6 protein-coding genes, 4 pseudogenes and 1 riboswitch are annotated in these 13,986 nt (G+C 44.0%); of the genes and pseudogenes, 2 read left to right on the plus strand and 8 right to left on the minus strand.

The genetic code is table 11. The features are described 5' to 3' along the window. Positions 1-122: 122 nt before the first annotated feature. Positions 123-1,307, plus strand: a complete 1,185-nt coding sequence (locus NYZ99_RS14820; RefSeq protein WP_260572002.1) for a hypothetical protein — start codon at positions 123-125, stop codon at positions 1,305-1,307. Positions 1,308-1,573: 266 nt separating this feature from the next. On the opposite strand, the pseudogene NYZ99_RS14825 reads toward NYZ99_RS14820, so the two are convergent. The 6 genes and pseudogenes from NYZ99_RS14825 to metK form a co-directional block, all read right to left on the minus strand. Then, positions 1,574-2,029 (minus strand): annotated as a pseudogene (locus tag NYZ99_RS14825) (DUF305 domain-containing protein). A gap of 362 nt (positions 2,030-2,391) precedes the next feature. Continuing rightward, positions 2,392-3,554: pseudogene (locus NYZ99_RS14830) on the minus strand (trans-sulfuration enzyme family protein). Between the two features lie 2 nt (positions 3,555-3,556). After that, a pseudogene (gene thrA / locus NYZ99_RS14835) lies at positions 3,557-6,943 on the minus strand (bifunctional aspartate kinase/homoserine dehydrogenase I). Positions 6,944-7,004: 61 nt separating this feature from the next. Continuing rightward, positions 7,005-8,285, minus strand: a complete 1,281-nt coding sequence (locus NYZ99_RS14840) for an O-acetylhomoserine aminocarboxypropyltransferase/cysteine synthase family protein (protein WP_260572004.1) — start codon at positions 8,283-8,285, stop codon at positions 7,005-7,007. A 142-nt stretch (positions 8,286-8,427) separates the two neighbouring features. After that, a riboswitch (SAM riboswitch) is annotated at positions 8,428-8,546 on the minus strand. A 171-nt stretch (positions 8,547-8,717) separates the two neighbouring features. Continuing rightward, positions 8,718-10,560: pseudogene (locus NYZ99_RS22990) on the minus strand (CocE/NonD family hydrolase). 201 nt (positions 10,561-10,761) lie between these two features. Beyond that, complete coding sequence (metK, locus tag NYZ99_RS14850) at positions 10,762-12,018, minus strand: methionine adenosyltransferase (protein WP_260572006.1); 1,257 nt, start codon at positions 12,016-12,018, stop codon at positions 10,762-10,764. A gap of 340 nt (positions 12,019-12,358) precedes the next feature. Between metK and NYZ99_RS14855 the strand changes: the two genes are divergently transcribed. Continuing rightward, positions 12,359-12,973 (plus strand): deoxynucleoside kinase, encoded by a 615-nt coding sequence (locus NYZ99_RS14855; protein WP_260572009.1) that lies wholly within the window; start codon positions 12,359-12,361, stop codon positions 12,971-12,973. Between the two features lie 12 nt (positions 12,974-12,985). Here NYZ99_RS14855 and NYZ99_RS22120 read toward each other — a convergent pair whose 3' ends face one another. Together NYZ99_RS22120 and NYZ99_RS22125 are read right to left on the minus strand one after the other, a co-directional pair. Further along, complete coding sequence (locus NYZ99_RS22120; RefSeq protein WP_338039457.1) at positions 12,986-13,504, minus strand: phosphatase domain-containing protein; 519 nt, start codon at positions 13,502-13,504, stop codon at positions 12,986-12,988. Further along, complete coding sequence (locus NYZ99_RS22125) at positions 13,425-13,985, minus strand: phosphatase domain-containing protein (protein ID WP_338039042.1); 561 nt, start codon at positions 13,983-13,985, stop codon at positions 13,425-13,427. The genes NYZ99_RS22120 and NYZ99_RS22125 overlap by 80 nt, the downstream gene beginning before the upstream one ends. Position 13,986: the final 1 nt, after the last annotated feature.

Raw genomic sequence — 13,986 nt, forward strand, 5'->3', positions numbered from 1 at the left:
GCGAAACCGAAGGTTTGAACAGGATTAAATAGGATTGAACAGCTTTTGATCCGCCACAAATAGGAGCGGCCCGCTACTTTTAGTCCAATCAAAAATAACTTTTAATCATAAATCGAACAAGCATGTACATGACAGCAAAAACAGGCCTAGCGGTGCTATTGGGACTCTTCTTGAGCACGGGCATTTTTTCACAACGCAAAAAAACAGAGGACAAAACCCAAGCATTTCCCATGACCGAGAAACATTGGGCCAAACTCTCAGAAAACGCCGAATTTATTTCCTACAAGGGTACCCAAGCGGTACAGAGCAGCGACGGTAATCCCTTTGCGGTCCGGTTGAAGGACCTAGAATTTACCGATGGCACCATTGAGTACGACGTGGAACTGAAGGGGCAGGGATTTCCGAGCCTCTATTACCGCATCAGCCCCGATACCCTGAATTTTGAGACCTTCTACATCCGCTATTTTGGCAAACCCGACCCCAAGTTGCGCTTTGCCACCCAATATACTGCCGTGGTAGACGGCGTTAACCTTTGGGATATGACGGACGATTATCAAGCGGCCGTGAACCTCAACGAAACAGGTTGGAACCATGTAAAACTGGTCGTTCATGGGAAGCAAATGCGAGTTTATGTAAACGATATGGATAAGCCTGCACTTTGGGTGCCCGCCATGGAAGGGATTACGGATACCGGCAGAATCGGCTTTGTGGGGAACGTGATCTATGCCAATGTCACCGTGACCCCCAACGCTACCGAAGACCTACCAGCAATGGCGGGCTACGACCCCACCTATAACGATTCGCGCTACCTACGGAAATGGCAAGTGACCGAACCGGTGGATTATCCTTTTGGCAAGGACCTGTTGGAAGGGATTCCAGTAAACCCCGGCGTGCAAATCGACTCCACGTATTTGCCCAAAGATGTTAGCTGGAAAACCATCACCGCTGACCGACGTGCCTTGGTGAACCTGACCAAGGAACTCGGCGGGACCAAGAATGGAGAACGGCGATTGACCTGGCTCAAAACCAACATCAAAGCCGAAAAGGAGATTGAAAAACTTGTGCGCCTAGGGTTTAGCGACGAAGTTTGGGTCTTTATCAATGGAAAGCCCCTCTACCAAGACCGGAATTTTTATGGTTCCCCGGGGATGAAATTCCCCAAGGGTCGGACGAGTATTGAAAATGCCGCCTTTTCCCTACCCTTGCAGGAAGGGGACAACGAACTTCTGATCGGTCTGTCCAATTACTTTTATGGTTGGGGCATCATCGCCCGCATGGAAGATACGGACGGGGTGTGGTTTGATTAGGAACAATAAGCTTGTCAGCTTAAGGGCCTAGAAAATGAGGGTAAGATCTCACAAAATAAAACGTCGACAAACTCAGTTTGACATTTAAACTGTTGATTTTATTGCTGAGCCAAAAATCATTTTTGTCACTTCGAGTGAAATCGCATTGCGATTCTGTATCGAGAAGTAGGACACGAAAAAAGAAATGTGTTCTCGATACGATTTTCTAACGAAAATCACTCGAACTGACATTCTGTGGCTTTGGGGTGCCTGAGCAGCCTAAACGATCACTCATTTTCCAACCTTTCAATCATTCTTTTCATTTCAGCAATTTCCCTTTCCTGGGCTTTTATGATTTCCTCGGCCAGTTGTTTTACCTCCGGATCCTGTAAATCTGCCCTACGGCTCGTTAACAAGGCAATGGAGTGATGTGGAATCATAGCCTTCATCCATTTGACGTCATTGATAGGTAGTTGCTGCCTGACCAAGAAAGTGGAGAGTATCATCAAGACGACACTGCCAATGACAATGCCCATATTCTTTACTCTGTTTGTGTACATGTTTCGCATAAAAAGAAACATGACTATGGCCATGCCACCAACACCTATAAAGGTCATATACATGCGGATTCAACTGAAAAACACATGATCCAGTTCGTAGGTATTGAAATACATGGTGATGTACATGGATATAGCCGAACAGATTAGCATTAAAACAAAAGTGGTGTATTTTGATGTATTCATTTGTACAGTTTTTTTATTAGGTAAATGGTTCTGCAAGCAACTGGTTGCCGTCATGGCACTCTTGGAGTATCATAAAATGTAACATATAAGTGCGAACCCAATAGTGCACAAATTAGGCTGTTTACATAGATATTCCTTGCCCATTTACTTAAAAGACGTGCTTGGTAACTAGCGTGGCGCTGGTTATCATACAACTGCCATTCTGTAGGTTTGTTCGAGTTCCAGTTATAGTCATTTTTGTCACTTCGAGTGAAATCGCATTGCGATTATGTATCGAGAAGTAGGAAACGGAAAAAGGAATGTGTTCTCGATACAATTTTCTATCGAAAATCACTCGAACTGACAATTTTAAGAATTTGTAATTATCCCAACGCCTGAGAAATATCGGCAATGATATCATCGATATGCTCCAAGCCTACCGAAATACGTACCATACCTTCGGTAATACCACTAGCGGCACGTTCTTCTACGGACAATTTGCTATGGGTCGTCGATGCCGGATGGGTCACAATACTACGGGAATCCCCCAAGTTGGCGGATAGGGACAATAATTTGATGGAGTCAAAGAATTTTCGCCCCGCTTCCAGTCCGCCCTTTACCTCAAAGGCAACGACACAGCCCCCGGCCTTCATCTGCTTTTTCGCCACCTCATATTTTGGGTGCGATTTTAAAAAAGGATATTTTACCCAGGTTACCTTATCGTGGGCTTCCAAAAATTCGGCCAATTGCAAGGCATTGGCACAATGCCGATCTACTCTCACGGCCAAGGTCTCCAAGCTCTTGCTCAACACCCAGGCATTAAAAGGTGAAAGAGCGGGACCCGTAATTCGGAGAACCGATAGACCTTGTCCATCAAATCGCTACTTCCTACCGTGATTCCGGCCAGTACGCGTCCCTGACCGTCCATTAATTTGGTACCGGAATGGATGACCAAATCCGCTCCATATTTAATGGGTTGTTGCAAGTACGGAGAGGCAAAACAGTTGTCGATTACCAACAAAACCCCATGTTTTTTCGCTATCTGCCCTAGCACTTCCAAATCCAGCACATCCACTCCAGGGTTGGTAGGGGTTTCAGCATATATCAATTTGGTATTCGGTTGGATGAGTGCGTCTATGGCATCCAAGTCATTGATGTCAAAATAGCTGTGGGATATATTCCATTTTGGAAAAAAGTTATTGAACAGGGAATGTGTGGAACCAAAGATACTGGCCGCCGAAACCACATGATCACCACTATTTAACAAGGCCGCCAACGTCGAGAAAACCGCCGCCATACCGGAGGCAAAGGCAAAGCCCTGCTCCGCACCTTCCATCCGGCAGACCTTGGCCACAAACTCATTGGTATTGGGGTTGGAATAGCGGGAATAGATATTCCGCTCCTTCTCCTCCGCAAAGGAGGCGCGCATGTCCTCCGCATCCTCAAAGACAAAACTGGAAGTGAGGTACATGGGCACCGAGTGCTCCAAGTTTTCCGTCCTTTTTAACTGATTGCGTATGGCGTTCGTTTCGAATTTGTTGCTCATGATTAACTTTTTTCTGCAATTCGTAATATATCCCCAAAAACTCCGCGGGCGGTTACCGCGGCACCGGCACCGGCACCTTGGATCAGCAAGGGATTTTCTCCATAGGATTCCGTATAGATCTCAATAATGGAATCGGATCCTTTCACCTGACCCAAAGCACTTTCCTTGGGCACGGAAACAAGTTTCACATCCAAGATACCCTTTTCCTTTTGTAAATCCCCATGAAGGTCACCCACATAGCGCAGTACGTGATTCGCCTTTTGGTTCCTTTTGATTTCGTTGAACTTATCATCCAACACCTCCAAATGCTCCATAAAGAAATCCACATCTCCTTTTTCCAAGGTTGATGGAATCAGGTTTTCGATATTGATATCGGAAAATTCGTTGCTCAGATCCAGTTCCCGTGCCAAGATCAACAACTTACGGCCCACATCGTTACCGGAAAGGTCCTCCCGGGGATCCGGTTCCGTAAAGCCCTGCAATTTTGCATCTTTAATGATGGAGGAAAATGGGGCATCCACCTCAGAAAAAGTATTGAAAATATAACTCAAAGAGCCGGAAAACACCCCTTTGATGCGGGTGATATTCTCCCCGGATAAATGCAATAATTTTATGGTGTCTATCAGCGGTAAACCTGCTCCTACATTGGTTTCGTATAAATATTGCTTTTGATTTTTATCCAGTTCTTCCCGTAATAATTGGTAATAATCAAAGCCAAGGGTATTGGCAATCTTGTTGGAGGAAACCACATCGAAACCGCTTTCCACAAAATCGAAATAATGGGCCACAAAATCCTGACTGGCAGTATTATCGATAACGATCAAGTTCTCCAAATGGTTGTTTTTGGCAAATTCGATCACATCCTTGACCTCATAGGATTTCCCCTTACTTTCGATGTTGGTCTTCCATCGACCTGTTACCCCGTTGGCATCCAACAACACCTTTCTAGAATTGGCGATGGCGAAGACCTTTAAATCGATGCCCTTACGATCCTCGATGCTCTTGGCCGATTTTAAGATCTGGTCGATCAAGGTACCTCCTACATTCCCATGACCAAAAACGGCAAGGTTCACCTTTTTGCTCACCCCAAAAATTTGGCCGTGCATCACGTTGATGGCTTTGGTCAAGTCCGATTTCCGTACCACCAAACTTACGTTCTTCCCGGACACCGTATTGTTGAACAACAAGGGAACGATCTGGTTTTTAATGAGAGCGTTAAAAGGCTTGTGGAAGGTGCTCAAATCCTGCCCCACTACGGATATCACGGAAACATCCGATACCACCTTGATCATATTGATATCCTGACTCGGAAGTCGCTCGAAAACTCGTTCTCCAAGGCCCGCTTGGCACGTTCCGCCTTGTCCCGCTTTACGACCAAACCGATACCCCGTTCCGAAGAACCCTGGGAAATAATGCTCACACTGATATTGATAGCCTCCAAGGTCTTAAAAATACGGGCATCTATCCCAACTTTCCCCAACAATCCGCGGCCTTCCGAGATTGATCAGGGCCACATCCTCAATGACCGAAATGGAGCGTATACCTTCCTTGCTGGCCTTGGCACTGATCAAGGTGCCTTCGTTATCGTCGTTATAGGTATTTAAAATCCGCAACGGAATGTTCTTTTCTATCAACGGAATAATCGTCTTTGCATGTAAAATCGTCGCACCAAAATTGGCCATTTCGTTCGCCTCGGCATAGCTTAAATTGCTGATGCGCTTGGCTTCCTTCACATAATCCGGATTGGCCGTAAAAATACCGTCCACGTGGGTGTAGTTCTGTAACTCCTCCGCATCCAAGAAATTGGCCAAAAGGGCCGCGCTATAATTGCTACCATTTCTACCTAACGTGGTCGTTTCCCCTTCTTCGGTAGCGGCAATAAACCCAGTAATGATGGGAACGGCATCGTGGGGCAATTCCGCAAATTTCAACAACACCTTTTCCTTGGAAACATGTTCCAATACCTTGGCATCCCCAAAAGTGGCATCCGTGGTAATCAATTCCCGTGAATCCAAAAATCGGGCATTGATGCCCTTTCCAATCAATAATTTGGTCACCAACTTGGCCGAAATCAATTCCCCATGGGCCAATACCTCATCTTTTATTTTGGCACTGTAGTCACCCAATAGGGAAACTCCTTCGAACAACTTGGCCAAACTCTTAAATTCCTTGGACAGGTTTACATTGCCATAGGAATGCTGTTGATAGCTTTCCAAGGCCTCAAAATCGGCCTTATAGGGTTTGCCCTTGGCGGCTTTATCCAGTATACTTTCCAATTGATCTGTCGCCTTTTCCCTAGCGGACAGGACAACCGCAATATTTTCGCCGGCCTCTACCTTGGAAGCGATAACATCCAACACCCGTTCCAATCCTTCACCATTACTCAAAGACTTTCCACCGAACTTCAGGACTTTTACCTTTCCTGATTTTCCGTTGGTATTAAAAATGGAATGCAACAATTTTTCCATTTGCTCGAACTCGATCAAGAAAGCATCGTGACCATGGAGCGATTGTACTTCCCCATACGTAACATTACTATTGGCCTGGGCCAATTGCTTAAAGGTGTCCTTATTTTCCTGAGCCGTAAAAAACAAGTCGGAGTCCACCCCAACAATATGGATGTTGGTATTGCTATTTTGAAGTTTGACGAAGTTCTCCTCCCCATTGCGGGTCACATCGATGGTCTTCAACAATTGGTTCATCAGTTTATAGGCCGAAAGCTGAAAACGCTCCTGCAATTTTTCCCCGTGGTGCATCAACCAACTTTCCACATTGAACACCTGAAGCTCTTCGTTGGTACTTCGCTTAAAGCGCTCCTTAAAGGATTCCGGTGTCCGGTAGCATAACATGGCGTGCATACGGGCATCGTGTACGGGCTGTTTGGAATTCACCGGAAATTGCTCCTGTATCCGGCAATTGGCGATGAGCCAATCCGTCGATTTCCAGTCGGATGCCACAGGCACCAAATGTTCCGTTAAATGGGGGTTAATAGCCGCCATTTCCCAAGCGATACCTCCTCCAAGAGACCCCCCGATGATGGCAAACAACTTTTGGATGTTCAGCTTTTCCAGCCCCAACAAGAAAATGCGGGCCATATCCCCGGCCACAAAGTCCTTATAATTTTCAATGATGAACTTATCATACCCATTCCCAGGGATATTAAAACACAGAATGGTGTATTTTTTTGTATCGATGCATTTTCCCTCTCCTATCAAAGCGGACCACCAGCCTCCGTCTCCAGTTACATTGGAATTTCCTGTAAGGGCATGATTTACCAAGATGACCGGTGCCGTATGGAGCTTGGCCCCGAACAGCTCATAGGAAAGCTCAATATCTTGGGTCACCCCGGAAAGGGTTTGATAGTCCTTAATATGTAAATGATGTAGCATAAGATGCCAAAATTATTTATTTATCGGCGTTTTGCCGTGTATTGCGTCGTTTCTTTTACCATTAAATATTTGCCACCGCGAACGCCTGTTCCAAATCGGCCTTCAAATCGCTAATATCCTCTAGACCAACAGAAAGGCGAATCAAATCCTGAGATACGCCCGCACCTAATTGTTGTTCTTCCGTCAATTGCTGATGCGTTGTACTTGCCGGGTGGATAATCAAGGATTTTGTATCCCCAATATTCGCCAACAGGGAGAATATTTTGGTGGCATCCGTTACATTTTTGGCCGCTTCAAAGCCGCCCTTGATTCCGAAGGTAACCAAGCCGCTTTGTCCTTTGGGCAAGTATTCCTTCGCCAAATCATAATATTCATCGCCCTTTAATCCGGGGTATTTTACCCAAGCGACCTCGTCCCTGCCCTGTAACCATTCGGCCAATTCCAAAGCGTTGGCGCTATGTTGTTTGATACGTACCGGAAGCGTTTCCAGGCCTTGGATGATTTGAAAGGCATTGAACGGACTCAACGCACCGCCGAAATCCCTAAGTCCTTCCAAAATCAATTTGAAGGTAAAAGCAGCAGCACCCAAGGCTTCGCTATACACCAATCCGTGGTATCCGGCAGAAGGTTCCGTAAATTCCGGGAACTTGCCGTTGGCCCAGTCGAAAGTACCGGCATCGATAATGGCACCGCCCAAGGAGGTTCCCTGACCCCCGATGTATTTTGTTAAGGAATGGATGACCAAATTAGCACCATGTTCAATGGGGTTCAGCAAGGCCGGTGTAGCTACCGTGTTGTCGACAATAAACGGAACCCCGGCTACTTTTGCCTCTTTGGAAATCGCTTTTAAATCGAGAACGTCCAGTTTTGGATTTCCCAGGGATTCCACAAAGATGGCCCTCGTGTTCTCCTTGACGGCCTTACCAAAATTTTCAGGTTCAGAGGCATCCACAAAGGTCGTATGGATTCCCAAACGTGGCAGGGTTACATTTAACAGGTTGAACGTACCCCCATATAAACTACTGGAGGCCACAATATGATCACCTGCCCTTAATAGGGTCAAAAGTCCCGTAGAAATGGCAGCCGTTCCGGATGAAAACACTACGGCACCTATACCCCCTTCCACAGCGGCCAGACGATCCTGTAAAATTTGGTTGGTAGGGTTGTTCAAACGGGTATAGATAAAACCCAGTTCGGCCAAGGAAAATAGATTGGCCGCATGCTCGGTATTATTGAATACGTAGGACGATGTCTGATAGATAGGTACGGCCCTGGTACCCGCAGATTGTGTGGTGTCATGCCCGGCATGAAGGGCGTTCGTTGCTAATTTTTGATTACTCATGATTTAGTCTTTTAATAGTTAAGTCCTTGATCGCTCGCGGACATCATAAATTGATTAAAAAAGCCAAACCCTAGCCGGCCGACAGTGCGGTTAGGTAAAATCAAAAAGTTATAAGAAAGTGAAATCGATGAAATTTCGATGACTGTTATCCTTCCCCGAACGGGGTAGAATGTAGCACCTTCTTGTTTCCGACGATTATCGGGAGAACAAGGGTTGCTAAGGCTTCAAAGGATCCAATCCCTCCACCTTTCTTGATAACTATTCAATACGTGTTTGAACTTAACGGAGCAAATATAAGGTGTGGAAGATTTAAAACATAATGATTTTCAAAAATTCTCTGAACTCCTCCAAAATGCAAACTGTAAATTTCAGCTCCTTCCCTTCGCAAAGGGAGGTAGCGCGATACGGAGTATCAAGGAGGGGCTGAAATAGTTACCTCAACACCGTAAATTCAATTTTGGAATCTGTAAAGACCGTATGGGTCCGGGTTTTAAAGTCGTCTTCATCCGCCTCAAAGATGTTTTCCACATACGTCTGTGGGTTTAAATCGATGAGAGGAAACCAAGTACTCTGAACCTGAATCTGCAACTTATGCCCTTTTTTGATGGTATGAAACACATCCTGTAGTTTAATGTTTACAGCTGTTTTTTGGTTGGGTACAAACGGTTCGGGATCAGAGAAGCTATTCCGAAACCTTCCTCGCAACACCTCACTACGAACCATCAAATGGTAATTGCTCATTTTTAAATGGTCCTGCATGTCTTCATGATTTTCTGCATCGGCAGGGTGTACATCTATCACCTTTACTACCCAATCCGCAGCCGTACCTGTGGTAGCGACGTTCAGATTTGCCATAATGTCACCAGCCAAGGTAAGATCTTCTTCCATTACATCGGTTTCAAAAACCAGTACGTCAGACCTTCTTGAAGCAAATCGTTGATCATCCGTCATATATTTTCTCGGGGTAAAAACGGATTTAATATCCTCTGAGTAAGGCACCGGTTTTTTGACATCACTAATAAATTGGATTCCGGCTTCTCCTTTTTTATCCGTGGTCAATTCCTGATTTTCGGATAGGTACATATCTTGTTTTACGACCTCTGCCGGGGGCCAAGCATCAAACTGCTTCCATTCCTTTCTACCGGAATCAAATACGTAGGCTTCGGCAACCCGCTCTCCTTAGTACCATCACCCTTTAAAAAATGATTAAAAAACTTGGTCTCTATATTTTCCTGAAAAAATTCGGAGATACCATCCCCAAAATAGTAGTTTCCTACCGATTCTTACCTCGGCTCCTGGCCCATCCTCCATGATCCCAAGGTCCGAAAACCAAAGTATTGTAATTACCCTCATTATACCTTTCAATGGTCTTATACGTTTCCAACGGGCCGTACAAATCTTCGGCATCAAACTCACCTGCAACGATCATGGTCGCCACATGGCTTTTTACGTCTTTTAAATGTTGTATCAACCCTCTACTCTGCCACAATTCGTCATAATTTGGGTGTTCTTTCAACTCGTTCCAAAAATAATCATCGGTCTCGGCCGTCCATAGCCATTCTTGGGGTATCGCCTGTTTCATATTCAAAATATCTATCTAAATTTTTAAGCGGTCCGCATCTAGAAAGAATTGATATTGATCTTCCGTTCCCAAATCCGGGAGGTTGTACCAGGCCGTATCAATGGGTTGGTCCCCATTAGGTCTCGGCGTACCAAACAAACTGGTTGCTCTAAAATAACTTAACAAGTAGGCTCCATTATGGTGAAAATCGTCAAAAAAGAAATCCCCGATACTGGCTTGGGGCGAGGCCGCTTTTAATGCCGGGTGTGCATCCACGGTGGCATAGGTGGAATAAAAACCGGGATAGGAAATACCCCGGATACCTACCCTGCCATTGTTATTCTCTACATTGTTTACCAACCATTCAATAGTATCATAGGTATCCGAACTTTCATCCACATCCTGATCGGAGGTCTTATTAGGAATATACGCCCGCATATTTTCATAGTGCCCTTCGCTTAACCACCTGCCCCTGACATCTTGGTATACGACGATATACCCATCTTCCATCATGTGTTTATTCGGCGCAATGGCTTCCTTAAACTGACCCTCGCCATAGGGCCTAGAGCTATAAGGCGTTCGTTGCATGATGATAGGATATTCCACAGAGGTGTCCTTGGGGGAATAGATAGTCGTATGTAAAGTAACCCCGTCGCGCATTTCAATATCCACCTCCTTTTTGGTATAGTTGTCAGCGACATATGTATTGGGTATATAACCAGCTTCTGTAGTCCGGTTTGTCTTTTTGCAAGAATACGCCGAGAGATGCAATGATTAATAGCGACACTAGGTGTTTTAAGGTAGTTTTCAACATAACGGAATTATTTATGCCTAAAGCTAGCAAAGATTGATTATTCCCAAAAATAAAAAGGGAACCTAAATTAGGTTCCCTTAATGTTATCTTGAAAAATAGGTTTACAATCCAAAGGCCTCTTTGACCTCGTCTACCCTGTCCAATTTTTCCCAGGTAAACAATTCTACCTCCATTTCAACGCGACCGTTATAAGGAGATTCGAATACCTTTACCACTTTTTTGGACTCCTTGCCCATATGTCCATAAGCGGCGGTCTCCAAATAAATAGGGTTTCTAAGTTTTAGACGCTCCTCAACTGCAAAAGGTCGTAAGTCGAACAACTGACGAACTTTTTTCGCAATCTCACCATCACTTAGTTGAACGTTTGCCGTGCCATACGTTTCCACAAAGATAGAAGTAGGTTCCACTACCCCAATGGCGTAACTTACCTGCACCAACATCTCATCCGCGACACCCGCAGCCACCAAATTTTTGGCAATATGCCTTGCCGCATATGCTGCACTACGGTCGACCTTACTTGGATCCTTGCCACTGAAAGCTCCTCCCCCATGAGCTCCTTTGCCCCCGTATGTATCCACAATAATCTTTCTACCCGTTAAACCAGTATCCCCATGCGGTCCACCAATTACAAATTTTCCGGTAGGGTTTATATGGTAGGTAATCTGATCATCGAACAGTTTTTGGATATCCTCAGGCAATTGGGACTTGACCTTCGGGATAAGAATGGATATAATATCAGACTTTATTTTTGCCAACATGGCCTCGTCATTACTATCAAAGGCATCATGTTGCGTAGACACCACAATGGTATCGATCCGTTGTGGTACATTCTCATCCGAATATTCTATCGTCACCTGTGCCTTGGCGTCGGGCCTTAAATATTTGATTTCGTTGCCTTCCCTACGTAGCTCGGCCAATGTGTGTAATATCTTATGGGAAATGTCCAAAGCCAATGGCATGTAATTATCCGTTTCCTTGGTGGCATAGCCGAACATCATACCTTGGTCTCCAGCCCCCTGCTCCTCCTTGGAGCCTCTGTCCACACCTTGATTGATGTCTTGGGATTGTTCATGAATCAATGAAATTACTCCACAGGAATCGCCACTGAATTGGTATTCCCCTTTCGTATAACCAATTTTATTAATGACCTCCCTTGCAATGTTCTGCACATCCAAATAGGTATGACTTTTCACTTCTCCAGCCAAAACTACCTGACCGGTTGTGACCAGTGTTTCGCAAGCTACCTTACTTTCTGGATCAAATGCCAAAAAATGATCTAATAGAGCATCACTAATTTGATCTGCCACCTTATCCGGATGTCCTTCACTAACAGATTCCGATGTAAATAAATACGCCATTTCTTTTTTTATTTTAAAAAGGATTTGGTAGATATGAGTACTAAAGGAGGAATTGTTTTCTCTGAAGAACGTCGATAATCCAATATCGACACAAAACTGCTTTAGCATTTTTAACGAGGTTGCAATCAGTCAAATCCTTCCTCTTAATTATGGGAACAAAGTTAGACAAATTGTTTCATTTTCAAATGACGTTTGAATGTTTTACAACCCTTTTTATTCGCCTTTGAACTAAAAAAATTAATGAGGGCATTTCAACCACTATTTTTTCTAAAAGTTAATATACTTCGTATATTGTACGCTACAACTTGTTCAAAACAACTAACCGCTAAATACGACCAAAATGCACATTGCCGTCGCTGGAAACATTGGAGCTGGTAAAACAACACTGACTAGATTATTGGCCAAACATTATAAGTGGGAAGCGCACTTTGAAGACGTTGTGGACAATCCATACCTCGATGATTTTTATACACAAATGGAACGTTGGAGCTTTAATCTCCAAATCTATTTTCTCAATAGTCGTTATAGGCAAATTGTACAAATCAGGGAGACCGGCAAAGATGTAATACAGGACCGCACTATCTACGAAGATGCGCATATATTTGCCCCTAACCTTCACGCCATGGGCCTTATGACCAATAGGGACTTTAAAAACTATTCCAGTCTCTTTGAATTGATGGAGTCTTTAGTGGAGCCTCCCGAATTGCTCATCTATTTAAGAAGTTCCATCCCTAACTTGGTTAAACAAATACACAAACGCGGCAGGGACTATGAAAACAGTATTTCTATAGACTATTTAAGTAGACTCAACGAACGATACGAAGCCTGGGTACACGGTTATGATAAAGGTAACTTATTGATTATTGATGTAGATGAAATGGACTTTGTTGACAACCCTGAAGACCTTGGAAGTGTGATCAATAAAATTGACGCCGAAATAAACGGATTATTTTAGTGGAACGAAATCTTACATAAATCCATGTTTTTGGGCATGGTCAATGGCATCCTCCGTTTTATTCACCATTAAAAATGGAATGTTCTTATAGACCGTGAACAGATTGGAAACCCTGGCCATTCTCCGACCATCCGATACACTTCGTAAATAAATTGCCTTTATCCTATTGGGGAACAGTTTTGAAATTTCAATGTATATATCGGCATCCCTTTCTCCACTATCACCAATTAGAATAAATGAAAGGTTAGGATAGGTATTTAGAATTCCGGTAATCTCCTTTTGTTTTTGAGGCTTGTCATCCATTTTTCTACGTCTTGTAAAACTGGACATACTCCTTAAAAGGATGGGGCCTTTTGGAAAATTGTTAGTGGCAAGGAAAAGCTCCAAATACCGATATAGGTTCCAAGGACTATGGCTCACATAAAAAATAGGGTTCGCTTCATCACCTGCCTTACCCTGATGTAATTGTTGATAAAAATCCGCTGCCCCTTCCGTGAGGTTTCCTGTGGGTGGCCCTCTTAAAAATAGTATTGATGACTACTTTCCATTTTAAGGAAGAGACGACTCCCGTGTGCAAAATGGTATCATCTATATCGCTTATTACACCAAATTTGGACTTATTGCTAGGAATGAGCATTTCTCCTGGAAATCGATTTTGCCTTAAAATTTCTTTTTTAAGGTTTATGTCCTGAAAAGAAATCTCGAATTTCACCCATCCCTCATCGTTCGCATACTGGGATAGATTTTCGACCTTCTCATTTATGAGATAATATCCCTCGTTGTCCGTTTTCCCTTTTAAGGAATGGTTCCCTTCAAATGCAACTCTAATAGGCGTGTTTCTTATTTCATCGGTCTCAAAACGTTTCCAAGTATTTATGAAGAGCTGAAAAGCTCCCTTCTGCCCAAGATCGATACTCTCATCTTCCAATGCTCTTCCACGAACATAAAATCTATCCGTAGTTCCATAACCGTTAAAGGCTATGATTTGTAACTTATCCTTTTTCCGAACCAAC

The sequence above is a fragment of the Maribacter litopenaei genome, from assembly GCF_025244665.1.
Taxonomy (GTDB): domain Bacteria; phylum Bacteroidota; class Bacteroidia; order Flavobacteriales; family Flavobacteriaceae; genus Maribacter; species Maribacter litopenaei.

Coding starts and splice junctions, on each gene's coding strand:
- NYZ99_RS14820 (WP_260572002.1), top strand. CDS start 123: ATGTACATGACAGCAAAAACAGGCCTAGCGGTGCTATTGGGACTCTTC.
- NYZ99_RS14840 (WP_260572004.1), bottom strand. CDS start 8,285: ATGAGTAATCAAAAATTAGCAACGAACGCCCTTCATGCCGGGCATGAC.
- metK (WP_260572006.1), bottom strand. CDS start 12,018: ATGGCGTATTTATTTACATCGGAATCTGTTAGTGAAGGACATCCGGAT.
- NYZ99_RS14855 (WP_260572009.1), top strand. CDS start 12,359: ATGCACATTGCCGTCGCTGGAAACATTGGAGCTGGTAAAACAACACTG.